At 70.6% G+C, this 24,260-nt stretch carries 25 protein-coding genes; 22 read left to right on the top strand and 3 right to left on the bottom strand.

What is annotated here, in order from left to right; all coding sequences use genetic code 11:
- The first annotated feature begins 4 nt into the window (after positions 1 to 4).
- The 12 genes from DEJ11_RS16620 to DEJ11_RS16565 all read left to right on the top strand — a co-directional run bounded on the left by DEJ11_RS16620 (position 5) and on the right by DEJ11_RS16565 (position 9,261).
- Positions 5 to 400, top strand: coding sequence for a holo-ACP synthase (locus DEJ11_RS16620; RefSeq protein ID WP_111038494.1), 396 nt, complete (start codon positions 5 to 7; stop codon positions 398 to 400).
- Positions 397 to 1,500 carry an alanine racemase gene (alr, locus tag DEJ11_RS16615; protein ID WP_071406148.1) on the top strand — a complete coding sequence of 368 codons (1,104 nt, stop codon included), beginning with the start codon at positions 397 to 399 and terminating at the stop codon, positions 1,498 to 1,500. The genes DEJ11_RS16620 and alr (DEJ11_RS16615) overlap by 4 nt, the downstream gene beginning before the upstream one ends.
- The gene (gene alr, locus DEJ11_RS16610) at positions 1,497 to 2,663 is read left to right on the top strand and encodes an alanine racemase (RefSeq protein WP_173032762.1); all 1,167 of its coding nucleotides are present in this window, start codon (positions 1,497 to 1,499) and stop codon (positions 2,661 to 2,663) included. Before alr (DEJ11_RS16615) ends, alr (DEJ11_RS16610) begins: the two co-directional genes overlap by 4 nt.
- Positions 2,660 to 3,178: a tRNA (adenosine(37)-N6)-threonylcarbamoyltransferase complex ATPase subunit type 1 TsaE gene (gene tsaE / locus DEJ11_RS16605; protein ID WP_181438344.1), complete on the top strand. Its 519-nt coding sequence runs from the start codon at positions 2,660 to 2,662 to the stop codon at positions 3,176 to 3,178. The genes alr (DEJ11_RS16610) and tsaE overlap by 4 nt, the downstream gene beginning before the upstream one ends.
- A gap of 11 nt (positions 3,179 to 3,189) precedes the next feature.
- The gene (locus tag DEJ11_RS16600) at positions 3,190 to 3,660 is read left to right on the top strand and encodes a GNAT family N-acetyltransferase (protein WP_111032258.1); all 471 of its coding nucleotides are present in this window, start codon (positions 3,190 to 3,192) and stop codon (positions 3,658 to 3,660) included.
- Positions 3,661 to 3,724: 64 nt separating this feature from the next.
- Complete coding sequence (locus tag DEJ11_RS16595) at positions 3,725 to 4,333, top strand: NAD(P)H-dependent oxidoreductase (RefSeq protein WP_111102608.1); 609 nt, start codon at positions 3,725 to 3,727, stop codon at positions 4,331 to 4,333.
- Positions 4,334 to 4,370: 37 nt separating this feature from the next.
- Entirely contained in the window at positions 4,371 to 4,865 is a 495-nt protein-coding gene (locus DEJ11_RS16590) for a hypothetical protein (protein ID WP_111053736.1), read from the top strand.
- A 114-nt stretch (positions 4,866 to 4,979) separates the two neighbouring features.
- Entirely contained in the window at positions 4,980 to 6,146 is a 1,167-nt protein-coding gene (locus DEJ11_RS16585; RefSeq protein WP_071406144.1) for a Fic family protein, read from the top strand.
- 31 nt (positions 6,147 to 6,177) lie between these two features.
- The gene (gene tsaB, locus DEJ11_RS16580; RefSeq protein WP_111102606.1) at positions 6,178 to 6,813 is read left to right on the top strand and encodes a tRNA (adenosine(37)-N6)-threonylcarbamoyltransferase complex dimerization subunit type 1 TsaB; all 636 of its coding nucleotides are present in this window, start codon (positions 6,178 to 6,180) and stop codon (positions 6,811 to 6,813) included.
- Positions 6,810 to 7,355, top strand: coding sequence for a ribosomal protein S18-alanine N-acetyltransferase (gene rimI / locus DEJ11_RS16575; RefSeq protein ID WP_111023299.1), 546 nt, complete (start codon positions 6,810 to 6,812; stop codon positions 7,353 to 7,355). Before tsaB ends, rimI begins: the two co-directional genes overlap by 4 nt.
- Positions 7,342 to 8,397, top strand: coding sequence for a tRNA (adenosine(37)-N6)-threonylcarbamoyltransferase complex transferase subunit TsaD (gene tsaD / locus DEJ11_RS16570; RefSeq protein ID WP_111102604.1), 1,056 nt, complete (start codon positions 7,342 to 7,344; stop codon positions 8,395 to 8,397). Before rimI ends, tsaD begins: the two co-directional genes overlap by 14 nt.
- Before the next feature lie 96 nt (positions 8,398 to 8,493).
- On the top strand, positions 8,494 to 9,261 hold the full coding sequence (locus DEJ11_RS16565) for a DUF4190 domain-containing protein (protein ID WP_111102602.1): 768 nt from the start codon (positions 8,494 to 8,496) through the stop codon (positions 9,259 to 9,261).
- Positions 9,262 to 9,312: 51 nt separating this feature from the next.
- Here DEJ11_RS16565 and DEJ11_RS16560 read toward each other — a convergent pair whose 3' ends face one another.
- Positions 9,313 to 10,515 (bottom strand): class I SAM-dependent methyltransferase, encoded by a 1,203-nt coding sequence (locus DEJ11_RS16560; protein WP_111102600.1) that lies wholly within the window; start codon positions 10,513 to 10,515, stop codon positions 9,313 to 9,315.
- A 160-nt stretch (positions 10,516 to 10,675) separates the two neighbouring features.
- On the opposite strand from DEJ11_RS16560, the gene groES reads away from it, so the two are divergent.
- Complete coding sequence (gene groES / locus DEJ11_RS16555; protein WP_017885484.1) at positions 10,676 to 10,972, top strand: co-chaperone GroES; 297 nt, start codon at positions 10,676 to 10,678, stop codon at positions 10,970 to 10,972.
- Between the two features lie 163 nt (positions 10,973 to 11,135).
- Complete coding sequence (rarD, locus tag DEJ11_RS16550; protein ID WP_071406138.1) at positions 11,136 to 12,098, top strand: EamA family transporter RarD; 963 nt, start codon at positions 11,136 to 11,138, stop codon at positions 12,096 to 12,098.
- Positions 12,099 to 12,256: 158 nt separating this feature from the next.
- Here the strand turns inward: rarD and DEJ11_RS16545 are convergent, their stop codons facing one another.
- The gene (locus tag DEJ11_RS16545) at positions 12,257 to 13,585 is read right to left on the bottom strand and encodes an ABC transporter substrate-binding protein (RefSeq protein WP_071404636.1); all 1,329 of its coding nucleotides are present in this window, start codon (positions 13,583 to 13,585) and stop codon (positions 12,257 to 12,259) included.
- 262 nt (positions 13,586 to 13,847) lie between these two features.
- On the opposite strand from DEJ11_RS16545, the gene DEJ11_RS16540 reads away from it, so the two are divergent.
- Positions 13,848 to 14,648 (top strand): SDR family oxidoreductase, encoded by an 801-nt coding sequence (locus DEJ11_RS16540; protein ID WP_111038526.1) that lies wholly within the window; start codon positions 13,848 to 13,850, stop codon positions 14,646 to 14,648.
- Positions 14,649 to 14,717: 69 nt separating this feature from the next.
- On the opposite strand, the gene guaB is transcribed toward DEJ11_RS16540, so the two are convergent.
- Complete coding sequence (gene guaB, locus DEJ11_RS16535) at positions 14,718 to 16,220, bottom strand: IMP dehydrogenase (RefSeq protein WP_111038504.1); 1,503 nt, start codon at positions 16,218 to 16,220, stop codon at positions 14,718 to 14,720.
- A gap of 242 nt (positions 16,221 to 16,462) precedes the next feature.
- On the opposite strand from guaB, the gene DEJ11_RS16530 reads away from it, so the two are divergent.
- The 7 genes from DEJ11_RS16530 (at position 16,463) to DEJ11_RS16500 (ending at position 24,200) form a co-directional block, all read left to right on the top strand.
- Positions 16,463 to 17,857, top strand: a complete 1,395-nt coding sequence (locus tag DEJ11_RS16530; RefSeq protein ID WP_258371318.1) for a branched-chain amino acid ABC transporter permease — start codon at positions 16,463 to 16,465, stop codon at positions 17,855 to 17,857.
- A 12-nt stretch (positions 17,858 to 17,869) separates the two neighbouring features.
- A complete protein-coding gene (locus DEJ11_RS16525; protein WP_027466698.1) occupies positions 17,870 to 18,856 on the top strand; it encodes a branched-chain amino acid ABC transporter permease in 987 nt (328 codons plus the stop codon).
- Complete coding sequence (locus DEJ11_RS16520; protein WP_027466697.1) at positions 18,849 to 19,739, top strand: ABC transporter ATP-binding protein; 891 nt, start codon at positions 18,849 to 18,851, stop codon at positions 19,737 to 19,739. The genes DEJ11_RS16525 and DEJ11_RS16520 overlap by 8 nt, the downstream gene beginning before the upstream one ends.
- Positions 19,736 to 20,542: an ABC transporter ATP-binding protein gene (locus tag DEJ11_RS16515; RefSeq protein ID WP_027466696.1), complete on the top strand. Its 807-nt coding sequence runs from the start codon at positions 19,736 to 19,738 to the stop codon at positions 20,540 to 20,542. Before DEJ11_RS16520 ends, DEJ11_RS16515 begins: the two co-directional genes overlap by 4 nt.
- 323 nt (positions 20,543 to 20,865) lie before the next feature.
- The gene (locus DEJ11_RS16510) at positions 20,866 to 21,057 is read left to right on the top strand and encodes a hypothetical protein (protein ID WP_111102598.1); all 192 of its coding nucleotides are present in this window, start codon (positions 20,866 to 20,868) and stop codon (positions 21,055 to 21,057) included.
- A gap of 75 nt (positions 21,058 to 21,132) precedes the next feature.
- Positions 21,133 to 22,251 carry a GuaB3 family IMP dehydrogenase-related protein gene (locus DEJ11_RS16505; protein ID WP_027466694.1) on the top strand — a complete coding sequence of 373 codons (1,119 nt, stop codon included), beginning with the start codon at positions 21,133 to 21,135 and terminating at the stop codon, positions 22,249 to 22,251.
- 62 nt (positions 22,252 to 22,313) lie between these two features.
- Positions 22,314 to 24,200 carry a glycerol-3-phosphate dehydrogenase/oxidase gene (locus DEJ11_RS16500; RefSeq protein WP_071245430.1) on the top strand — a complete coding sequence of 629 codons (1,887 nt, stop codon included), beginning with the start codon at positions 22,314 to 22,316 and terminating at the stop codon, positions 24,198 to 24,200.
- The last annotated feature ends 60 nt before the right edge of the window (positions 24,201 to 24,260 follow it).

The following is a 24,260-nucleotide window of genomic DNA, read 5'->3' as shown; positions in this document are numbered from 1 at the left end:
GACGGTGATCATCGGGATCGGGGTCGACGTGGTCGACCTGGAGCGGTTCGAACGGGTGCTGGAGCGCACACCGGCGATGCGGGCGCGGCTGTTCACGCCGTCCGAGCAGGTCCGTGACGGCGAACCCCGGCCGATCGCGTCCCTCGCTGCGCGGTTCGCGGCGAAGGAAGCCCTGATCAAGGCCTTCGGGTCGAGTGCCGGGCTCAGCTGGCAGGACCTCGAGGTCGTGTCCGACGACCAGCGGAACCCGTCGCTCACCCTGCACCAGGGCGCCCGGCAGGTGGCGGACGCGCGTGGCGTGACGAGCGTGCACCTGTCGCTCTCGCATGATGGAGGGATCGCGACCGCGTTCGTGGTCCTGGAAGGAACAGACGTGGTCCTGGAAGGAACGGTCCGGTGAGTGCGTTCACCGGCATCACCGTCGATCGCGGAGCCCTGATCGAGAACTACGCGACGATCGCCGACCGGGTCGCACCGGCCGGGGTCATCGCGGTGGTCAAGGCGAACGCCTACGGCCACGGCGCCCTCGACGCCGCGCAGGCCTTCGTGGACGCCGGTGCCGAGTGGCTCGGGGTCGCCGACATCGACGAGGCCGTCGCGCTCCGTCAGGGCGGCATCGACGAGGGGGTCCGGATCCTCGCGTGGCTGCACGCCCCCGACGAGGACTTCCGTCGCGCCGCGCAGTTCGACGTCACGCCCGCGGTGTCGAGCGTCGAGCAGCTCTCCGCAGCAGCCGACTCCGACGTCCGCGCCGTGCACCTGTGCGTCGACACCGGCCTGAGCCGCAACGGTGCGGTCGAGTCCGAGTGGGCGGAGCTCTTCGCGACCGCCGGCGCCCTGGCCCGCGGCGGCAACCGCACCCGGGTCGAGGGGCTCATGTCCCACCTGTCGAACGCGTCGCGCACCGACGACCTCGACCAGGACGCCGCACTGCAGCGGGCGCTGGACGGCCTCGCCGCGAACGGCATAGTGCCGGACGTGGTGCACCTCGCCGCGAGTGCCGCGAGCATCGCCGTGCCGGAGACCCGCCACGACCTGTCCCGCGTCGGGCTCGCCCTGTACGGGCTGAGCCCCTTCGACGGTCGCACCTCTGCTGACCTGGGGCTGCGCCCCGCGATGCGGGTCACCGCCGCCGTGCTCCGCACCGTGCCGGTCGCCGCGGGCGACGGTGTGTCCTACGGCTACACCTGGCGCGCCGAGACGGACACCCGTCTCGCCGTGATCGGCCTCGGCTACGCGGACGGCTTCGACCGGGACTTCGGCAACCGGGTCTCGGTGCGGATCGGCGACCGGACGTTCCCGGTGGTCGGACGTGTCGCGATGAACGCCATGCACGTCGACATCGGCGATGCCGACGTGCAGGTCGGTGACGAGGCCGTGCTGTGGGGCGACCCCGCGAACGGCGACCCCGCCGTCGAGGACTGGGCCGACGCCATCGGCACGATCAACTACGAGGTGGTCGCCCGGATCGGCCGCAGCGTGGAACGGAGGACGACGTGAGCTCCGCACCGCTGCGTCAGGCGCGCATCGACCTCGACGCCTACCGGGCCAACCTCGACCGTGTCCGCGAGTGGATGGACCCGGTCGCCGTGATGGCGATCATGAAGGCCGACGCGTACGGGCACGGCCTCGAGCCGATCGCGCTCGCCGCCGTCGACGCCGGCATCCGCTGGATCGGTGTGCTGACGGTGCCCGCGGCCCTGCGCCTGCGCTCGATCGGCGTCGGCGAGGACGTCCACCTGTTCACCTGGCAGCACGACCCCGACCTGGACTTCCGTGACGCCATCGACTCGGCCGTCGACCTCGGCGTCTCGAACGTCGCCGAGCTGCAGCGCATCGTCGACGCCGTCGACCAGCGACCGGCCCGGGTGCACCTCGGCGTCGACTCCGGCCTGCACCGCGACGGCGCGACCCCGGCGGACTGGCCGGCGCTCGTCGAGCTCGCCCGGGACGCCCAGCGGAACGGCCGCATCGAGGTCGTCGCCGCGTACACGCACCTGGCCGAGGCGTCCGACCACGAGGACAGCGCCGCGGTCGCCGTGTTCGACGCCGCGATCGAGATCGCCGAGGACCTGGGGCTCGACGTCCCGATGGAGCACGTCGCCGCGTCGCTCGCGGGGCTGGAGCGCAAGGAGTTCCGCAAGGACATGGTCCGGATGGGCGCGAACCTGTTCGGCATCCCCGGAGCCGACGGCGTCTCGGCGGCCGACCTCGGACTCGAGCCGGTGATGACCCTGACCGCGTCGGTCGCGAAGACGAAGCGCGTCCCCGTCGACACCGGCGTCTCCTACGACTACACGTACCGCACGGCGACCGAGACGACCCTGGCGCTCGTGCCCGTCGGGTACGCCGACGGGGTCCCGCGTCTGGCGCAGGGCCGCATCGAGGTCGCGATCCGCGGCAAGCGCTACCCGATCGCCGGCCGCGTCGCGATGGACCAGTTCCTGGTGGACGTCGGCGAGGACGACGTGCAGACCGGCGACACCGTCGTGCTCTTCGGCACCGGCGAGCACGACGAGATGACCGTGCTCGAGTGGGGCGCGGCGCTCGAGACCATCGGCGAGGAGATCGTCTGCCGGATCGGCAGCCGTGTGCCCCGGTTCTACGAGGGCCACGACATCGAGGGACGGGTCGGGGAGTACCTGCGGGGCGAGCGGCCGTGACCGAGTTGCCGCACGTCCTGCTCGACACCACCGTCGACGGCACCGAGGCGATGGGGGAGCTCGGGGCCCGGTTGGCCGCGGTGCTGCGCGCGGGGGACCTCGTCGTGCTGACCGGGCCGCTCGGTGCCGGCAAGACGACCCTGACGCGCGGGCTCGGCACCGCACTCGGCGCGCGCGGCCAGGTGTCCAGCCCGACCTTCGTCCTCGCCCGGACGCACCCGACGACCGCCGGCCCCGACCTGGTGCACGTCGACGCCTACCGTCTGTCCGACCCGGTCGAGCTGGACGACCTCGACCTCGACTGGGACGCCGCCATCGTCGTCGTCGAGTGGGGTCGCGGCATGGTCGACGGCATCAGCGACAGCGTGCTCGACGTCGAGATCACCCGGGCCACCGGCGCCGACGCGGCCGACCACGGTGTCGACGACGACCTCGATCCGGACGACGTGCCCGACGAGCCGCGCCGGGTCGTCGTCACCGCGACGGGGCCGCGCTGGACGGGCGTCGACCTCTGACCCTGCAGCGCGTGGACACCGGTGCGGTCGACGACCTCCGCACCTTCCTCGTCGGTGCCGACCTGACCGTCGCCGGGCTCGACCGTGCTGGCCACGACCGTGCCGGTCTCGAGCCGACCGTCCGGCTGTGGGTCGACCGTGCCGAGGACGGCCGCGTGGTCGGCAGCACCGGGTACGAGACGAGCGCCGACGGCGTCCACGTGCTCGTCCGCAGCGTGGCGGTCGCGCCGCAGCTCCGGGGGCTCGGCCACGGCACCCGGCTCGCGCGCTTCGCCGTCGACCACGCCGCGGTCACGGGCGCGCGACGGGCGTGGCTGTTCTCGCGGCGCTCCGGTCCGTTCTGGCAGTCGCTCGGGTTCACCCTCGCCGACCGCGACGACCTGGCGGCCGCCCTGGCCGCCACCCACCAGGTTCGGTCGTTCCGGCGGACCGGGCAGCTCGCGCGCGAGGTCGCCTGGTCCCTCGACCTGACCGCGGTGTGAGCCGGCGCGGCCGGGCGACAGCGGGTGTCCCGGTACCACCCAGCCGGCTCCGGGAGGATGCGGTGTGCCGACGCTCATCGTGACCGCCCACCCGGACCCCGACTCCCTCACCCACCACCTCGCGGCTCGCCTGCGGGAGGCCCTGCCCGCGGGGACGGTGGAGACCGCCGACCTGGCGGCCGAGGGGTTCGACCCGCGCTTCACCCTCGCCGACCGGCAGACCTACCGGACCGGCACGGACGCGCTGGCCGACGTCGTCGCCGAGCAGCAGCGCATCGACCGCGCCACCGACCTCGTCCTCGTGTTCCCGGTCTGGTGGTGGTCCGTGCCCGCGGTGCTCAAGGGGTGGATCGACCGCGTGTTCGTGAACGGCTGGGCGTTCGACGTCGACCCGGACGGCGGCATCCGTCGGGCGCTCGAACGGCTCACTGTCCACCTGGTGCCGATCGCGGGCGACGACGCCGGCGTGTACGAACGGCACGGGTACGCCGAGGCGCTCCGGACGCAGGTCGAGCACGGCATTGTCGACTTCTGCGGTGCCCGGCGGGGCGCCACCGTGTTCGTGCACGACTCCGAGACCGAGGACGCCGAGGCCCGCGAGCGCGCGGTCGCCGCGGCGGTGGAGGGTGTCCGTCGGGCGGTCGTCGACCGTGCCCCGGCCGGCGACCGGTAGCCTCGCAGCAGATCTGGTCAGCGCGAACGGGGGAACCATGCGCATCGTCCTCGACACCGGCGGCTTCAGCGACGTGGAGGTCGGCACGGTGGACCGTGACGACACCGAGTTGGTGTTCCGGTCGCCCGCAGGAGCGGTCGTGGCACGCCATCCGGTGACCGCCGTCGTCTGCCTGGAGGTCCGGGCGACCGGCCCGCGGTCAGCGTCGGCGCCGGTGCCGGCCGTCGCCACGACGTCCGGAGCGGACGACCCGTCGTCCCCGCTGGTGGTCCGGGCTGCACCGACCGGCAACCCGCAGGTCGACGCTGCTCGGCTCGACCGGCCCGCCGCCTACGCGCCGTGGACGCAGCAGGAGGACACCGGGCTCGAGGCAATGACGGCCGCGGGGATGTCCGTGGCGGACGTTGCGATCGTCCTGCGTCGCCAGGACGGCGGTGTGCGGTCCCGGCTGCGGCACCTTCGAGGAGCAGCGGACGAGGCCGCGACGGGTACGGGCGCGACGTCGCCCACCAGCACGGTCCGTTTCGACTAGCCGCGGCCCCCTGACTTGCATGACGGATCGAACGTCCCCGCGTCCCGACGTGCAGGTGCTTGGAAGTTCGACCTGAAGTTATAGGGCAGAGGGCACTTTGCTTATGATGAGGAGATGCGCCGAGAAGACTTCCGTTCAGATCGTTTCGGCACGCTCACGACGCGTCCGTTGTCCGAGTGGCCGCACGCCTACTTCTTGCCCGCGCCGCTACCACGTGAGCTTGTCCTCGAGCCGATGACGAACGCCGCAGTGTCCCGCGCGGACATCGCGATCGGTCGGTTGGCCGGACTCGGGCAGCTCGTACAGGAGCCGGAACTGCTGCTCGGCCCGTCCATGGCGCAGGAAGCCCTCGCGAGCTCGCGGATCGAGGGCACGCAGGCGTCGCTGAGCGATGTGCTCAGCGTCGAGAACGACGACGAGATCCTCGACGAGGATCTCCGCGAGGTGGACAACTACCTCCGGGCCGCCCGCGAGGGAGTGGCGCTCCTCGCAGATCTCCCCATCACCCAACGGTTCATCTGTTCGCTCCACGAGACCCTGATGCGGGAGGTCCGTGGGGACGAGAAGTCGCCCGGTGAGCTTCGTCGCTCACCAGTGTGGATCGGATCTCCGAACGCTCGACCGGAGACTGCCCGGTTCATCCCGCCGCACCAGGACCACCTTCCCGAGACCCTTGACGACTGGGAGCGTTTCGTCAACGCACCACTGGAGTCGATGTCGGTCACGGTGAAGTGCGCCCTGATGCACTACCAGTTCGAGACGATCCACCCGTTCCTCGACGGCAATGGTCGGATCGGGCGCCTCCTGATCGGGTTCTCGCTGATCGCAGACGGCATCCTGCCCGCGCCGATCTTGCACATCTCGGGGTACTTCGAACAACACCGAACCGAGTACTACGAGCGCTTGCAGGCCGTTCGGGAGCGCGGAGAGGTCAACGAGTGGATCCAGTTCTTCGCCGAGGCGGTGACCGTCCGAGCGAATGACAGCGCCGAGCGGATCCGCAAGCTCGTGGAGATCCGCGAGCGATACCGCCTCGCTGCGCGGACGGAGCGTTCGGCGCTCCCCGGGCTCGTCGACGTGATCTTCAAGAACCCCGTCCTCACGGTGGCGTCGGTCCGGAGGGCGCTCGCCGTGTCACAGCCGACGGCATCCGCGTTGCTCCGTCGAGCCGAGGAGTACGGCTGGCTCCGGTCACTCGGGCGAGCGGGCAGAGGCGGTCGCGAGCGCTGGCGTGCCGACGAGATCTGGAACGCGGTCGCTGGCAGCCTCGACGAGGACTGACCCCTTGCCCCGCCCCGCCTACGATGGACGGGTGCTGCTCGCGATCGACACCTCCGCCGGGACCTCCGTCGCCGTCGTCGACCCGGCCACCGGCCAGGCCCTCGCGACCCGCGACACCGAGGACAGCCGCCGGCACGCCGAGGTGATTGGCCCGTTCCTCGCCGAGGCCCTCGCCGAGGCCGGCATCACCGGCGCCGACGTCACCGGCATCGTCGCCGGCATGGGCCCGGGCCCCTTCACCGGCCTGCGCGTCGGCATCGCCGCCGCCCGCACCTTCGCCGCAGCCCGCGGCGTCCCCGTCCTGCCCCTCGTCAGCCACGACGCCGTCGCCCTCGACCAGCGCGATTCGGGCGCCGCCGGTCCGTTCGTCGTCCTCACGGACGCCCGCCGCCGCGAGGTCTACTGGAGCGCCTACGACGCCGACGGCGTCCGCGTGGCCGGCCCCGGACTCGCCAAGCCCGCCGATCTCGACGACGCGATCCGCGCCTCCCGGCCCGCAGCGGTGGGCTGGGACCGCGTGACGGTCGCGTCCATCCCGGCCTGGAGGCTCGGCTCGCTCGCCGCGGACCGGCTCGCGTCCGGTGCGGCGTTCGACCAGGACACGCCCCTGTACCTGCGCGACCCCGACGTCACGGTGCCGGGTGCGCCCAAGCGGGTGAAGCAGTGACCCTGCCGGACGGGCTCCGCCTGCGGCGGGCACACCCGCAGGACCTCGACGACATCATGTGGCTCGAGCACGTCTCGTTCCCGACGGACGCCTGGTCGGCGTCGCAGATGTCCGGCGAGCTGTACTCACCGCACGGGTACTACGTCGTGATCGAGACGGCCGACGACACGTCCGCGCCGCTGGTCGTCGGGTACGCCGGGCTCTCGTCGCTCGCGGGCAACCCGGTCGCCGACGTGCAGACCATCGCCGTCGCCGCGGACCAGCGCGGCAAGGGGCTCGGGCGGGTCCTGTTCACGGAGCTGCTCGACGAGGCGCGGCGCCGCGGTGTGCGCGAGGTGTTCCTCGAGGTGCGCGCCGACAACCCCGTCGCGCAGGCGATGTACACGGCGTTCGGGTTCGAGCACATCGCGACCCGGCCGCGCTACTACCAACCGGACGGCGTCGACGCGTGGGTGATGCGGGCGGAACTGCCCGGCCCGGACGCCGAGCGGTCGTCCGGCGTCGGACCCATCGGACAGGAGGCCCTCGGTGAGCGCGACTGAACCACTGGTGCTCGGCATCGAGACCAGCTGCGACGAGACGGGCGTCGGCATCGTGCGGGGGAGCACCCTGCTGGCGAACGTGATCGCCTCGAGCATGGACGAGCACGCGCGCTACGGCGGGGTCGTGCCCGAGGTCGCCGCACGGGCCCACCTGGAGGCGATGACCCCGACGCTGCACGAGGCGCTCGAGCGTGCCGGCGTCACCCTCGACGAACTCGACGCCGTCGCAGTGACCGCCGGGCCGGGCCTGGCGGGGGCGCTCATGGTCGGGGTGGGCGCGGCGAAGGCGCTCGCCGTGGCCACCGGCAAGCCCCTGTACGGCGTGAACCACCTGGTCGGGCACGTCGGCGCCGACGTGCTGCGCGAGGACGGCAGTGAGATCGAGCTGCCGACGATCGCGCTGCTGGTCTCCGGTGGCCACACGTCACTGCTGCTGGTGCGGGACCTGGTCGGCGACGTCGAACTGCTCGGCGAGACGATCGACGACGCGGCGGGCGAGGCGTTCGACAAGGTCGCGCGGCTGCTCGGACTGCCCTACCCCGGCGGCCCGCAGATCGACCGAGCCGCGGCCGACGGCGACCCGACGGCGATCCGGTTCCCCCGGGGACTGACGCTGCCGAAGGACATGGCCGCGCACCGGTACGACTTCTCGTTCTCGGGGCTCAAGACCGCCGTCGCACGGTGGGTCGAGCGCTGCCGCGACGAGGGCCGCGAGGTGCCGGTGGCCGACGTCGCCGCGAGCTTCCGCGAGGCCGTCGTCGACGTCCTGCTGACCAAGGCCCTGAACGCGTCCCGCGACACCGGTGTCGACCGGCTGCTGCTCGGTGGCGGGGTCGTCGCGAACGCCCGACTGCGACAGGTCGCCGAGGAGCGCTGCGCGGCCGCGGGCGTGCGGCTCCGGATCCCGCCGTTCGACCTGTGCACGGACAACGGCGCGATGATCGCCGCCGTCGGCGCCCGACTCGTGGCCGAGGGGCACGCGCCGAGCGACCTCGGCATCGCGGCGGACTCGACCCTGCCGGTGACGACCGTCCAGGTCTGACCAGGTCTGACCAGTTCGGCCCCGGTCCTTCTTCGGGAGCCTGTGGGAGGATTCACACGGGCGTCGGAGAGACCGGACGCCCGAGAGGGGTGGACGGTGTCCGATCAGAACGAGTGGCCGAAGCCGGGCGAGACGCCGAACGGCCCGGCGAACGGACAGCCCGACGGCACGCCCGCCCCGGACGCCCCACAGGCTCCTGACGCACCGCAGGCGCCGTCGGCCCCGGAAGCGCCCCAGAACCCGTACGGCCAGCAGCAGGACCCGTACGCGGCCCCGCAGCAGCAGAACCCGTACGGTGCTCCGCAGCAGCCGCAGAACCCGTACGGGCAGCAGCAGCAGCCGCAGCAGCAGTCGAACCCGTACGGGCAGCAGCAGCATCCGTACGCGGCACCGCAGGCCTCGTCGAACCCGTACGCGGCCCCGCAGCAGCAGAACCCGTACGCGGCTCCGCAGCAGCAGAATGCCTACGGCGCCCCGCAGAACCCGTACGGCCAGCAGCAGAACCCGTACGCGCAGCCGCAGCAGCAGCCCTACGCGTCGAACCCGTACACGTACCAGCCCTACGCGCAGCGCCCGAAGACGAACGTCCTGTCGATCCTGTCGATCGTCTTCGCGTTCGGCGGCATCATCATCTGGCCGATCATCATCCTGACGAGCCCGGCCGGCGCGATCATGGGCCACATCGCCCTCGGCAAGATCAAGCAGACCGGCGAGGGTGGCCGCGGCCTCGCACTCGCCGGCATCATCGGTGGCTGGATCCTGACGGGCCTGTTCATCCTGATCGTCGCCCTGGTGTGGATCTCGATCGCGAACGCGTCGGACTACTCCGACTACAGCTCGAACTCCGGCGCCTTCGTCAACTGACGCCGGCGCCGACGCCGACGCGCGCGCAGCACCGCACGCGGCCCCCGGCCGTCAGCCGACCGTGTCGGTGAGCCGCTCGCACAGGATCGCCGTGTGGCGTCCCTCCAGGCGGGTGAGCACGAGTGTGACGCGACCCGATCCGCGCAACCGCAGCCGTTTGCGGAACTGCGCCGGGTCGACGTCGACGCCGCGCTTCTTGATCTCGACGGTGCCGATGCCGTCGGCGGCGAGCCGTGCGGCCAGTCGCTTGACGTCGAGCGGCATCGTGTCGAGCACCCGGAAGCCCTGCGCGAAGGGGGTCGTGACGGCGCGGTCGGACGTGACGTAGGCGATGCCCTCGGACAGCATGTGCCCGTCGAGGCCCCGTGCCAGGTCGCCGATCAGCCGTGCGCGGATCACGGCGCCGTCGGGCTCGTACAGGTAGGCACCGAGCGGTCCGACCTCGACGTCGTCGGCGTCGGCCGCTCCGGTCATCTCGGCGATGCCGTGCGCGCCGATGACGGTGGCAGCGCGGCGGATCCCGGGGCGGGCGAGGGGGCCGAACCACAGGGCGAGTTCCACGACCTCACGGTCGACGGAGGTCCACTGCGCCTCGGCGGTGTCCGGGATCAGGTCGCGGTCGATGCCCGGTCCGAGCTTCACACCGGTCGGCGTCGTCGTCGCCGCGGCGAACACGGTGTCGAGCGAGGGGGACCAGTCGTCCGGGTCGGCGAGCCGGCGGGTGTCCGAGTGGCCGGAGGTGCGTCGTGCGGGGTCCATCCACACGCCGTCCACCGAGGACAGGTCGAAGGACGCGGCATCACCGAGTTCCACCCGCGCGTTCGGCCAGACCGCCAGGTTGTGGGTCGCGACGGCCGCGGTCACCTCGTCGCGGTCGACGGCGGTGACGTCGAGGTCGAGTGCCGCCATCGCCATGGCGTCCCCGCCGATGCCGCAGCCGAGGTCCGCGACACGGGTCAGCCCGGCCGCGGCGAAGCGTCCGGCGTGCTGGGCCGCGACCTGCAGCCGGGTGGCCTGCTCGAGCCCGGCCTCGGTGAAGAGCATGCGGGAGGCGAAGTCGCCGAACTTGCCACGGGCCTTCAGTCGCAGCTTCGCCTGGGTCAGCACCGCGGCGACCAGTCGGGGATCGTGGCCCTCGGCGCGCAGCCGGGACACCACGCGGACGATCTCGCCGCCGTCGGAGACGCCCGGGGTACGGTCGAGCAGGGCCATCCCGTCGGGGGTCAGCAGTGCGGTGAGCTCGGCGGCGTCCATGCGTCGATCCTCGCAGGTGCTGCGTGTTCTCCGGATGTGCTGGCACTCGGATTGACCGAGTGCCAGAGGCCCCCTAGAGTTGGCGTTGGCACTCTCCTGTGCGAAGTGCCAACCCGGTTTTCATCTGTACCGAGTCCGTACCGAGAAAGAAGAGGTCACCGTGGCCGTCAGCATCAAGCCGCTCGAGGATCGCATCGTCATCCGCCAGGTCGAGGCGGAGCAGACCACCGCTTCCGGTCTGGTCATCCCCGACACCGCGAAGGAGAAGCCCCAGGAGGGCGAGGTCGTCGCCGTGGGTCCGGGTCGGATCGACGACAACGGCAACCGCGTCCCGCTCGACGTCGCCGTGGGTGACAAGGTCATCTACTCCAAGTACGGCGGAACCGAGGTCAAGTACTCGGGCGAGGACCTGCTGGTCCTGTCGGCCCGCGATGTCCTCGCGGTCATCGTTCACTGAGTCGAGTACTCACCGCGGACGCCCCGTCCGGCCTTCGGGCCGACGGGGCGTTCGTGCGTCCGGGGCCGGTCACCCGGGTGCGCCGGTCCTGATCAGCCCGCGCACCCCGCCTGGAGGCCCGGTGCGCGTCCCACACGTCGGCGGTCGTTCCTAGGATGGTTCCGTGAGTGAACCGAGTCCGGCGCGACCCGTCCGCAGCGAGGCATCCGTCGGCGTGGTGCAGGCGATCGTGGCGTACGGGCTCTGGGGACTGATGCCCCTGCTCTTCGCGGCCATGGCCCCCGCGGCGGCGTTCGAGATCGTGTCGTGGCGGATCGTCTTCGGCCTGGTGTTCTGCGCGGTGGCGATCGCGGTGACCCGGTCGTGGCTCCGCACCCGGACCCTGATGGCCCAGCGCCGCGTGATGCTCGTCATGGGGCTCGCCGCCGTCCTGATCCTGGTCAACTGGACCGTCTACGTCCTCGCGACGACCACCGGCCACACCGTCGAGGCCGCGCTCGGCTACTTCATCAACCCGCTCGTCACGATCGCGCTCGGCGTCGTGGTCCTGCGCGAACGCCTGCGTCCGGCGCAGTGGGCAGCCGTCGGGCTGAGCGTCGTGGCGGTCGTCGTCATCGCGATCGGCTACGGGCAGATGCCGTGGATCTCGCTGGCCCTGGCGTTCTCGTTCGGACTGTACGGCCTGGTGAAGAAGCGGGTCGGCGGCACCGTGGACGCCCTGAGCGGCCTGACGATCGAGACCGTGTGGCTGCTGCCGATCGCGGTCGTGGCGCTGGTGGTGCTCGGTGTGACCGGGCTCGGTGGCGGTGTGACGTTCACGAGCGAGGGCTGGGGGCACGCGGTGATCACGGTGCTGACCGGGCCGGCGACCGCGGTGCCGCTGCTGCTCTTCGCGTCGTCGGCACGCCGGGTGAGCCTGTCGACGCTCGGGCTGACCCAGTACCTGGCGCCCGTGATGCAGCTGCTCGTCGGGGTGCTCGTGCAGCACGAGGAGATGTCGGCCGGACGCTGGTTCGGCTTCGGCATCGTGTGGCTCGCGCTCGTGGTGCTGACGGCGGATTCGTTCGCCGCGGCGCGGGCGTCCCGTCGCCGGGCGCTCGCACCCACCCAGGCCGAGCCGGTCTGACGGACGCACCACGGGCCTCCAGGCCGCCCGTCGGTCCGTCCTGCTGCGGCGACGGACCCTGCCCTGCCGCGCATCCCGGTCACCGACGTGAAAGCGACAGGCCCCCACGGAAGTTCCGTGGGGGCCTGTCGCTTTCGCGAGCGGTGCTGGGCTGCGCCCTACTTCTTCACCGCACCCTGGATGGCGCTCTGGTAGACGGGCTTGTTGTCGCCGTCGAACTTGTAGATGCCGATGTAGGCGGCCGACGGGTCGTTGTTCTCGTCGAACGGACCGATGCCGGACGGGCCGGTGTAGTGGATGTCCTTGCCGTCGTCCAGGAGCGTCTTGCACTCCTTGAACGTGGCGCACTCGGTGCCGCCGTCAGCACCCGACACCGCAGCCATGTTGGCCTGGATCGTGCCGGAGTCGGTGCCCTTGCCCTTCACCGCGGCGAGGGCGGCGAGGACGGTGGCGTCGTAGGACTCCGCCGCGTACGAGTAGTCGGCGAGCGTCTTGCCCGACGAGTCCTTGTAGAACGCGGCGAGCTGCTTCTTGAAGTCGTCCTTCGGCGAGGCACCGGGGATGGTGCCCTGGGCGCCGGTCAGGGTGCCCTTGTCGAAGTCCTTCGAGTAGTCCGCCGTGTTGCCGTCGGACATGTAGATCTTCGCCTCGTTGCCCTGCGAGACGAGCTCCGGGATGATCGACTTCGTCTCGTCGAAGGCGAGGACGACGATCGCGTCGGGCTTCGCGGCCAGGGCCGCGGTCACCTCGGACGAGAACGTGGTCTGGCCGGGCGGGAACTCCTGGCCCTCACCCTTGCCGCCGTAGACGACCTGGCCACCCGACGCCTCGACCGCAGCCTGCACCGAGTTGCGGAGGCCGGTGCCGTACGTGTCGTTGAAGACCAGGAAGGCGACCTTCGCGTTGCCGTCACCGGTCACGAGCTGGCCGAGCGCGGAACCCTGCACCGAGTCCGGCGGTGCGGTCCGGTAGTAGTACGACGAGTAGCCGGAGAGGTCGGTCGCGGTGTTCGCGGGCGAGATCTCGACGATGCAGTTGCTCGTCAGCTGGTCGATGACGTTCAGCGTCACGGACGAGGACTCGGCGCCGATCGCGACCGGCACCTTCGCGTTGACGAGCTTCGTCGCGGCGGAGCTCGACACGGTCATGTCGTTGCTGTCGCCGGAGTCGGTCGCCGGGTCGATCGTGACGTCCTTGTCGAGGACGCCGCCCGCGGCGTTGATGTCCTTGACGGCCAGGCCGACACCGGACTCCGCCGGCGGGTTGAGGTAGGCCAGCGAACCGGTCAGGGGCAGGATCGTGCCGATCTTCAGCGCGTCCGTACCGGGGGTGTCCGGGGCCTTGCAGCTGGCGGCGGGATCCTTCTTCGCATCGCTCGACGCCGAGCTCGAGGGGGAAGCACTGCCGGTGGTGGAACACGCGGCGAGGAGGACGGCTGCTGCGCCCGCCAACGCCAGTGCCGCGGTGGCACGGGTGGTTCTGATCATCCGTGGAGCCCTTTCTCTGCGCGGAGGCTGTGCCGCTTCGGGTGAATGCGACGCCTCCACTGGATGCCGAGAAACGTAGGGTCCATGTGTTTCGCCCGTGTGACGGGGCGGTACGCAAAGGTGTTTCGTTACCGAGCCGTGACGTTCCTGTGCGCAGGGACAGGGATCGGCGGAGGAGTGACGGTGCGGGCGTGGCGACCCGACCTGCGCCAGGCGGATGGTCCGGCAGGGCGCCCGGGAGGCCCGGCGTACGTTCCGCCGCATGAGCGACTTCCAGCCCACCACAGCCATCGTCACCGGTTCCGAATCCGGGATCGGCCGTGCGACCGCCGTCGCGCTCGCCGAAGCCGGCATGGACATCGGCATCACCTACCTGTCCGAACCCGACCGTGCCGAGGAGACCGCGGAGGAGGTCCGGAAGACCGGCCGTCGTGCCTTCGTCGAGCAGATCGACGTCTCCGACCTCGCCGGGGCGGCCGCCGTCGTCGACCGCCTCGTCTCGCAGCTGGGTGGCGTCGACGTCTTCGTGGCCGACGCCGGCACCGGCGACAACGCCCCGTTCCTCGAGATGACCCTCGACCAGTGGCGCCACACGGTGTCGACCGACCTCGACGGGGCCTTCGTCACGATGCAGGCCGCTGCGAAGCACATGGTGCAGGCCGGCACCGGCGGCCGGATCATCGGCATCACGAGCGTGCACGAGCACCAGCCCCGCTACGGCTCGAGCGCCTACGACGCCGCGAAGCACGGGCTCGGCGGACTGCTGAAGACCATGGCGATCGAGCTCGCCGAACACGGCATCACCGTGAACGCCGTGGCCCCCGGCGAGATCGCCACCCGGATGACCGGCGCCGAGGACGAGGACCCGCACACCATCGACCGCCCCGGTGTGCCGCTCGGCCGTCCGGGCAACGCGTGGGAGATCGCGGCAGCCGTGGCGTTCCTGGCCTCGCGTGCGTCGTCGTACATCACCGGGGTGTCCCTGCCGGTGGACGGCGGGATGCTGCAGATGGGCCCGCACGGCGGCTCGCACATCACGTCGAACGACTGGCGTTCGGCCTGACGCGTCCGCGCACGAACGCCAGACGCCCCCGCTCCGTCCGGAGCGGGGGCGTCTGGTCGAGCAATGCTGCTAGCTGCGGTAGTTCGGCGCCTCGACGACCATCTGGACGTCGTGTGGGTGGGACTCCTTGAGCCCCGCCGCCGTGATGCGGACGAACTTGCCACGGGCCTTCAGCTCGGGGATCGTGCGACCGCCGACGTAGAACATCGACTGCCGCAGCCCACCGGTGAGCTGGTAGACGACGTTGCCGACCGAGCCGCGGTAGGGCACCTGGCCCTCGATGCCCTCGGGGATGAGCTTGTCGTCGTTCGGCACGTCCGCCTGGAAGTAGCGGTCCTTCGAGTACGAGGTCTTCTTGCCGCGGGTCTGCAGGGCCCCGAGGGACCCCATGCCGCGGTACGCCTTGAACTGCTTGCCACCCACGAACACCAGGTCACCGGGGGACTCGTCGGTGCCGGCGAGCAGCGAGCCGAGCATGACGGTGTCGGCACCGGCCACCAGGGCCTTCGCGATGTCGCCCGAGTACTGCAGGCCACCGTCGGCGATGATCGGCACACCGGCTTCGCGTGCGGCGAGGGAGGCCTCGTACACGGCGGTCACCTGCGGCACACCGACACCGGCGACGACGCGCGTGGTGCAGATGGAGCCCGGGCCGACACCGACCTTGACGGCGTCCACGCCGGCGTCGATGAGCGCCTGGGCGCCCGCGCGGGTGGCGACGTTGCCGCCGATGACGTCGATCGCGTCGAACGTCGGGTCGGCCTTGAGGCGGCGGACCATGTCGAGCACGCCTTCGCTCTCACCGTTGGCGGTGTCGACGACGAGCACGTCGACGCCGGCGTCACGCAGGGCCTCGGCACGCTGCCACGCGTCGCCGAAGAAGCCGATCGCGGCACCGACGCGGAGCCGGCCCTCGTCGTCCTTCGTGGCGTCCGGGTACTGCTCACTCTTGTCGAAGTCCTTGACGGTGATGAGGCCGCGGAGCTTGCCCTCGGCGTCGACCAGCGGCAGCTTCTCGATCTTGTGCTGCGCGAAGATGGCGATCGCCTCTTCGGGGTCGATGCCCTCCATCGCGGTGATCAGCGGGGCCTTCGTCATGACGTCGCGCACGTACGTGGTGGCCTGCTCGAACGTGGCCACGAAGCGCATGTCGCGGTTCGTGATGATGCCCACGAGGGTGCCGTCCTGCTCGACGACCGGCAGACCGGAGACGCGGAACTGGCCGCAGAGCGCGTCGACCTCGGCCACGGTGGCGTCCGGGGTGGTGGTCACCGGGTTGGTGATCATGCCCGACTCGGAGCGCTTGACCTTGTCGACGTAGGCAGCCTGGTCCTCGATGGACAGGTTGCGGTGCAGGATCCCGATGCCGCCCTGGCGCGCCATGGCGATGGCCATGCGGGCTTCGGTGACGGTGTCCATCGCGGCGGAGAGCAGCGGGACGTTGACGGAGATCCGCTTGGTGAGCCGGGACGCCGTGGACGCCTCGCTCGGGATGACGTCGGTGTGCCCGGGCAGCAGCATGACGTCGTCGTACGTGAGTCCGATGAATCCGAACGGATCCGGCTGGTCCATGGGTCCCCTTCGTGGGCGAGTGAAGTGTCGAGACACCGGGAACACGACGACGGGTTCCGGATAGGACATGGTAACGCGAGCGGCTGTCGCCGCATTCCGCCTGGAGGCACGGATCGCGCCCGCCTCGGAGCGTTCCTCCACAACGTCACAGTTCGGGTACGAATCACACAGGGAACGTGTTGGAAACACGGGTGTCACAAAATCCCCATAGGTTCCTCGTCATCCGAACGAGAGGCTCTTCCGTGGGATCCATCACTCCTCCGGGACGGGCGCAGCCGCGCCTGTTCCGCCTCCGCCACGCACGACGACGACCGGTCCTCGCGGCCGTGCTCGTCGCCGCGTTCCTGGCGACCTTCCTGATCGACTGGGCGGTCACCCTGCCGGCCTTCAGTGCCACCTCGGCACCGGCCACCAGCCAGGCGTGCACCGTCAGCCCCGACAACGGGTGCATCCAGGGCACGATCACCGACTCCGAGCGTGAACCGGCCGAGGGCGTCGACGTCGACGTGACCGGCCCGAGCGGCTTCGACCAGACGGCCACGACGAACGACGACGGCCGCTGGTCCGTCAGCGTCGACACGGCCGGCGAGTACACCGTGAGCGTCGACCAGGGCACCCTGCCGAAGGGCCAGTACCTGACGAACGCCGCCGACGCCGAGCGCAAGGTGCAGGCCACCCTGAACGCCAACGTGGGGCAGATCTTCCAGCTGTCCGACCAGAAGGGCGCCACGACCTCGACGGACTCGTCGGGCGTGAGCATCCAGCGGGCCTGGCAGCAGTTCGCCTCCGGGCTCCGGCTCGGGCTGCTCATCGCACTGGCGTCGATCGGGCTCTCGCTCATCTACGGCACGACCGGGCTGTCGAGCTTCTCGCACGGTGAGCAGGTCACCCTCGGCGGTCTGCTGGCGTACGTGTTCGCCAACCAGCTCGGCTGGAACATCTGGGTCACCGGCATCGTCGTCACGCTGTTGTGCGCCGCGACCGGGTACCTGCAGGACGCCGCGATCTGGCGGCCGCTCCGGCGACGGCGCATCAGCCTGACGCAGCTCATGATCGTGACGATCGGTCTGTCGATCGCCGCCCAGTACGCGTTCCAGTACTTCTTCGGAGCCTCGACGGTCCGCATCCAGCAGGGCAACCCGGAGACCGTGCGGTTCGCCGGCGTCACCCTGACGGTGCAGTCGTACGTCGCCATGGGCATCGCGCTCGTGGTCCTCGTCGCGACCGGGCTCTTCCTGGCGAAGACGCGCTTCGGCCGGGCGACCCGCGCCGTGTCGGACAACCCGGCGCTCGCCGCGGCCTCCGGCATCGACGTCGACCGGGTGATCCGCTTCGTGTGGACGCTCGCCGCCGGCCTCGCGGGACTCTCCGGTGTGATGCTCGGACTCGTCCTGAACGGCGTGAACTGGCAGACCGGGCTCCAGCTGCTCCTGCTCATGTTCGCCTCGGTCACGCTCGGTGGCCTCGGCACCGCGTACGGCGCCCTGGTCGGCTCGATGATCATCGGCGTCGTCGTGGAGCTCACGAACCTGGTGCTCCCCGGTGACTTCAAGTACGCCACCGCCCTCGTCATCCTCATCCTCATCCTGCTGTTCCGGCCGCAGGGCATCTTCGGCCGCGCCGAGCGGATCGGCTAAGGGAGCACGCGCATGGACTACATCCTCAACCTGCTGTCCTCGCTCACCCAGGAGGCACTCGCCCCGACCACGGCGGCGTTCGCGCTGGCCGCGATCGGCCTGAACGTGCACTTCGGGCTCACCGGCCTCGTGAACATGGGCCAGGCGGCGTTCCTGCTGCTCGGCGCCTACGGCTTCGCGATCTCGATCACCAACGGACTGCCGTTCGTGATGGCGGTCCTCATCGCCCTGCTCGTCGCGATCGTGTTCGCGATCATCCTCGGCATCCCGACCCTGCGGTTGCGCGGCGACTACCTGGCGATCGTCACGATCTCCGGCGCCGAGATCATCCGCATGGTGGGCCGCTCGAGCCTGCTCACCTCGACCACGGGTGGCTCGAACGGCATCACCGGGTCGAGCTACCGCGACCCGTTCACCGCCCTCAGCCCGCTGCCCGACGGCACCACCACGATCCTGTGGTTCACGTACGCGAACAACGGCGTCAACGGCTGGTGGATCCGCATCGCGGCGTGGGCCATGGTCGCCCTGTTCACCCTGGTGCTCTTCCTGCTCATGCGCAGCCCGTGGGGCCGCGTGGTGAAGGCCATCCGCGAGGACGAGGACGCCGTCCGCTCGCTCGGCAAGAACGTCTACTCGTACAAGATGCAGGCGCTCGTGTTCGGTGGGGCGCTCGGTGCGATCGCGGGCATCATTTACGTGCTGCCGAGTTCGGTGCAACCGGACGCCATGGGCCGCTCGATGACGTTCTTCATCTGGACGGCGCTCATCCTCGGTGGTGCGGCGACGGTGTTCGGACCGGTGCTCGGAGCCGTGCTCTTCTTCGTCGTCCGGCTCTTCATCCGCACGCTGGCCGGCGACTTCATCCCCGACTCGATCATGAACGCGCAGCAGGCCGAGCAGTTCTCGTACGTGCTCGTCGGCGTCGCGCTCATGCTGCTCATCGTGTTCCGTCCACAGGGGTTGCTCGGCAACAAGAAGGAGCTGACGTTCAGTGTCTGAGACCTACGGCCACCCCAAGGCCGACCCGATCCTCACCGTCGACGACGTCACCCGCCGCTTCGGGGGCATGACCGCCGTGGACGTCGACCACCTCGAGGTCCAGCGCGGCTCCATCACGGCTCTCATCGGCCCGAACGGCGCCGGCAAGACCACGTTCTTCAACCTGCTCACCGGGTTCGACAAGCCGAGCCCCGGAGCGAAGACGCAGTTCAACGGCGCCACACTGCAGAAGACGAGCGCGACGCACATCGCGAACAAGGGCATGGTCCGCACCTTCCAGCTGACCAAGGCGCTGTCCCGGCTCACCGTGATGCAGAACATGCTCCTCGGTGCCCGCGACCAGCCCGGCGAGAACTTCTTCGCCGCCCTGGTCAAGCCGGTGTGGGCGAAGCGCGAGCGCGAGATCACGGCCAAGGCCGAGGACCTGCTCGCCCGGTTCAAGCTCGACACCAAGGCCGACGACTACGCCGGTTCGTTGTCCGGCGGGCAGCGGAAGCTGCTCGAGATGGCCCGGGCGCTGATGTCCGACCCGACGATGATCATGCTCGACGAGCCGATGGCCGGTGTGAACCCCGCGCTCACCCAGTCGCTCCTCGGGCACATCCAGTCCCTGCGCGACGACGGCATGACCGTGCTGTTCGTCGAGCACGACATGCACATGGTCCGGCACATCTCGGACTGGGTGGTCGTGATGGCCGAGGGCAAGGTCGTGGCCGAGGGGCCGGCGGACACGGTGATGGACGACCAGGCCGTGATCGACGCCTACCTCGGTGCGCACCACGACACCGACCTGGGCGACGACTCGCTCCTCACCGAGGAGACCTTCGAGGAACTGGCGGAGGAAGTCGCCGAAGAGGACGCAGCAGAGGAGACGACCCGATGACGGACGCAACGGACCCCACGAACGCGAGCAGTGCCTCCAGTCCGTCCCCGGCGGCCACGCTGGAACGCGAGCCGGTGCTCAGCGCGAAGAACCTCGTCGCCGGCTACCTGCCGGGCGTGAACATCCTGAACGGCTGCGACCTGGACTGCTACCCGGGCGAGCTCATCGGCATCATCGGGCCGAACGGTGCGGGCAAGTCGACGCTCCTGAAGGCGCTGTTCGGGCTCGTGTCCATCCGCGAAGGTTCGGTGACCCTGCAGGGGGACGACATCACGAACCTCAAGGCGAACAAGCTCGTGCAGGCCGGTGTCGGCTTCGTGCCGCAGACGAACAACGTGTTCCCCTCGCTGTCCATCGAGGAGAACCTGCAGATGGGGCTGTACCTGCGGCCCCGGAAGTTCGCCGAGCGGCTCGAGGTCATCTACGACCTGTTCCCGGTCCTCGCGCAGCGGCGCAACCAGCGGGCCGGATCGCTCTCGGGTGGTGAGCGGCAGTCCGTCGCGATGGCCCGTGCGCTGATGATGGACCCGAAGGTGCTGCTGCTCGACGAGCCGAGCGCCGGACTGTCCCCCGTGCGCCAGGACGAGACGTTCCTGCGGACCCGCCGGATCAACAAGGCCGGTGTGTCGATCATCATGGTGGAGCAGAACGCGCGACGCTGTCTGCAGATCTGCGATCGTGGGTACGTGCTCGACCAGGGGAAGAACGCGTACTCGGGCACCGGGAAGGAACTCGCTGACGACCCCAAGGTCATCGAGCTCTACCTGGGGACGCTCGCCAAGGACGTCGACGCACAGCGCTAGCGCTGTCGTCGGCTACGGGTACCGCTGTGGGGGTGGTATCCGTGACGGGTGGGGCCGTGCGTGGTCGCTTCGCGCCGCACGGCCCCGCTCCTGTACCCGGCCAGGAGGCGCGGCTCGCCCCTGGTTGCATGGCTGTGGTCGCATGACGCCGTCGTGTTCCGTCGACGCCGCGGTCCCGTCGAGACGCCTCGGAATTCGGCGGCGTCTCGACGGCGTGGCGGTGTCCTGCGCTGACGACGGCGTCTTCGGCTGACGACGGCGTCACCCGTCGCACCCGGCCAGGAGGCGCGGCTCGCCCCGCGCGGGTCGGTATCGTTCCGCGGGTGCGCACCTCCGGACCCCTCGTGCTCGACGCCCTCGTCTGGCTCGTGTTCATCGCGCTCTTCGTCGGGGCGGCGCTGCTCGTCAAGGTCGCGGCCGTGCTGCTCGTCGTCCTCGTGGTGCTCGCGCTCCTGCTCGGCTTCGTGCTGCGGGCGCTCCGGAAGCGCCGACGGGCCCCGCGGCGTCCGCACTGACGGCTCCGCCGTGACGTCTCCGCCCGCACCGTCCGGCCCGTGCACGCCGAAGAGCCCGCCCGGTAGGCTGTCCGAGTGAGCGAAGTCGAGATCGGTGCAGGCAAGCGCGGACGTCGGGCGTACGCGTTCGACGACATCGCGGTGGTCCCCTCCAGGCGGACGCGTGACCCGCGCGACGTCAGCGTGCAGTGGTCGATCGACGCGTTCACGTTCGCGTCGCCGATCCTGTCGGCGCCGATGGACTCCGTGTCCTCGCCGGCGACGGTCATCCAGATGGGCAAGCTCGGCATCCTCGGTGTGCTCGACCTCGAAGGTCTGTGGACCCGCTACGAGGACCCGACCCCGTACTACGACGAGATCAAGTCGCTCACCGACGGCAACGTCACGAAGCGCATGCAGGAGATCTACTCCGAGCCGATCAAGGCCGAGCTGATCACCGCACGCCTGGCCGAGATCCGCGCAGCCGGGGTGCCGGTTGCCGGCTCGCTCAGCCCGCAGCGCACCCAGGAGTTCTCGAAGACGGTCGTCGACGCCGGTGTCGACCTGTTCGTCATCCGCGGCACCACGGTCTCGGCGGAGCACGTCTCCCAGACCGAGGAACCCCTCAACCTCAAGAAGTTCATCTACGAGCTCGACGTCCCGGTGATCGTGGGCGGTGCCTCGACCTACACGTCGGCGCTGCACCTCATGCGCACCGGTGCCGCCGGTGTGCTCGTCGGCTTCGGTGGCGGCGCAGCGTCGACCACCCGCGCCGCGCTCGGCATCCACGCCCCGATGGCGACCGCCGTCGCGGACGTCGCCGGTGCCCGTCGTGACTACCTCGACGAGTCGGGCGGCCGCTACGTGCACGTCATCGCCGACGGCGGGCTCGACACCGCGGGCGACATCGTCAAGGCCATCGCCGTTGGTGCCGACGCCGTCATGCTCGGCACCGCACTGGCCCGCGCGACCGAGGCTCCGGGTGGTGGCTACCACTGGGGTGCCGAGGCGCACCACCCCGAGCTGCCCCGCGGCCGCCGGGTCGAGGTGGGCACGATCGCCCCGCTCGAGAACGTCCTGAACGGTCCGACGCCGACCCACGACGGCCGCGCCAACCTGGTCGGTGCCCTGCGCCGCTCGATGGCGACGACGGGATACTCCGACGCCAAGGAGTTCCAGCGAGTAGAAGTGGTCGTGGCGCCGTACCACCAGTGACGGTGGCACCCGGGCACGATCCCGGGTGACGCCACGGCGCCGACCGTGACCCGGAGGCGACGATGGCCAAGTCCAGCACGACGAAGCAGACCAGCACGGCCGGACGTCCGCGTGACGTCGCGCCCGGCGTGGGGTTCGACCCCGCGGCGAAGCTCGGCCCGGACGAACGTGCGGCCGCGATCGAGACGCTGAAGACCAAGGAGCTCGACGTCCTGGTCGTCGGCGGCGGGATCGTCGGTGCGGGCAGTGCGCTCGATGCCGTGACCCGCGGCCTGAGCGTCGGCATCGTCGAGGCCCGCGACTGGGGCTCGGGGACCTCGAGCCGCTCGTCCAAGCTCGTGCACGGCGGCATCCGCTACCTCGAGCAGCTCAACTTCGCACTCGTCCGCGAGGCGCTCATCGAACGCGGCCTGCTGCTGCAGCGCATCGCTCCGCACCTGGTGAAGCCCGTGCGCTTCCTCTACCCGCTCAACCACCGGGTCTGGGAGCGCTTCTACATCGGGATCGGCATGGCGATGTACGACGTGTTCAGCTGGTCCGGCGGCCGTCCGCCCGGCGTCCCGCACCACCGGCACCTCAGCCGGAAGCAGGTGCTCAGGAACATGCCCGGGCTCAAGAAGGACGCCTTCGTCGGCGGCATGACGTACTACGACGCCCAGGTCGACGATGCCCGCTACGTCGCGTCGCTCGTGCGCACCGCGGCCTCGTACGGCGCCGAGGCAGCGAGTCGCGTCCGCATCGAGGGGTTCATCAAGGTCGGGGAGCGCGTGGTCGGTGCGCAGGCCCACGACATCCAGACCGGCGAACGGTTCGAGATCCGCGCGAAGCAGGTCGTCAACGCCACCGGTGTCTGGACCGACGACACCCAGGCGATGATCGGCACCCGCGGCCAGTTCAAGGTGCGGGCGTCGAAGGGCGTCCACCTCGTCATCCCCCGTGACCGGTTCCAGTCGAACACGGGCATGATCTTGCGCACCGAGAAGAGCGTGCTCTTCGTCATCCCGTGGGGCCGGCACTGGCTCGTCGGCACGACCGACACCGACTGGTACCTCGACAAGGCGCACCCGGCAGCAACCGCGGCGGACATCGACTACATCCTCGAGCACGTCAACAAGGTGCTCGCCGTCCCGTTGACCCGCGAGGACGTCGAGGGCGTCTACGCCGGCCTCCGCCCGCTGCTGGCGGGGGAGTCCGACCAGACCTCGCAGCTCAGCCGCGAGCACGTCGTCGCGCACACCGTGCCCGGGCTCGTCGTGGTCGCCGGCGGCAAGTGGACGACGTACCGTGTGATGGGCAAGGACGCCATCGACGAGGCCGTCGCGGCCATGGACGGCAGGATCCCGGAGTCGACGACCGAGGACATCCCGCTCCTCGGCGCCGAGGGCTACCCGGCCGCGTGGAACCGACGCGCCCGCACCGCACGGAGCTTCAACGTGCACAAGGTCCGCATCGAGCACCTGCTCAACCGGTACGGCACCCTCGCAACCGAGGTGCTGCAGCTCGTCGAGCAGGACCCCGCGCTCGCCGAACCGCTGCCGGGAGCCGACGACTACATCGGCGCCGAGGTCGTCTACGCCGCCTCGCACGAGGGCGCCCTGCACCTGGAGGACGTCCTCGCCCGCCGAACCCGCATCTCCATCGAGGCCTGGGACCGCGGCGAGTCAGCGGCGCCCGTCGCCGCGAAGCTCATGGCGGACGTGCTCGGCTGGGACCAGGAGACGACCGAGCACGAGGTCGCGAACTACCTGAAGCGCGTCGCCGCCGAACGGGAGTCGCAGCTGCAGCCCGACGACGAGAGCGCGGACCGCGTGCGGCTCGAGGCCCCGGACATCGCGTTCGGTTTCGACGAGGACGACGTGGTCGTGGGCGGCGGTCGCTCGGACGGCGCCGAGGGCGCGAAGGCGTCCGACGAGCAGGTCGTCGGCGAGAAGACGAGCGAGCCGGAGTAGGACCGACCCCGGGTCGGACGCGACCGGCGTCGATACGGGTGTCGCGCCTCCAGGCTGACG

It is taken from the genome of Curtobacterium sp. MCLR17_058, assembly GCF_003234705.2.
Taxonomy (GTDB): Bacteria; Actinomycetota; Actinomycetes; order Actinomycetales; family Microbacteriaceae; genus Curtobacterium; species Curtobacterium flaccumfaciens.
This window is presented reverse-complemented; position numbering and strand designations above follow the sequence as displayed.

Excerpts from the sequence above, each read along its gene's own strand:
- DEJ11_RS16500 (WP_071245430.1), top strand. The coding sequence starts at position 22,314 with ATGGCCAAGTCCAGCACGACGAAGCAGACCAGCACGGCCGGACGTCCG.
- guaB (WP_111038504.1), bottom strand. The coding sequence starts at position 16,220 with ATGGACCAGCCGGATCCGTTCGGATTCATCGGACTCACGTACGACGAC.
- DEJ11_RS16540 (WP_111038526.1), top strand. The coding sequence starts at position 13,848 with ATGAGCGACTTCCAGCCCACCACAGCCATCGTCACCGGTTCCGAATCC.
- DEJ11_RS16515 (WP_027466696.1), top strand. The coding sequence starts at position 19,736 with ATGACGGACGCAACGGACCCCACGAACGCGAGCAGTGCCTCCAGTCCG.
- DEJ11_RS16545 (WP_071404636.1), bottom strand. The coding sequence starts at position 13,585 with ATGATCAGAACCACCCGTGCCACCGCGGCACTGGCGTTGGCGGGCGCA.
- DEJ11_RS16585 (WP_071406144.1), top strand. The coding sequence starts at position 4,980 with ATGCGCCGAGAAGACTTCCGTTCAGATCGTTTCGGCACGCTCACGACG.
- DEJ11_RS16590 (WP_111053736.1), top strand. The coding sequence starts at position 4,371 with ATGCGCATCGTCCTCGACACCGGCGGCTTCAGCGACGTGGAGGTCGGC.
- DEJ11_RS16525 (WP_027466698.1), top strand. The coding sequence starts at position 17,870 with ATGGACTACATCCTCAACCTGCTGTCCTCGCTCACCCAGGAGGCACTC.
- DEJ11_RS16560 (WP_111102600.1), bottom strand. The coding sequence starts at position 10,515 with ATGGACGCCGCCGAGCTCACCGCACTGCTGACCCCCGACGGGATGGCC.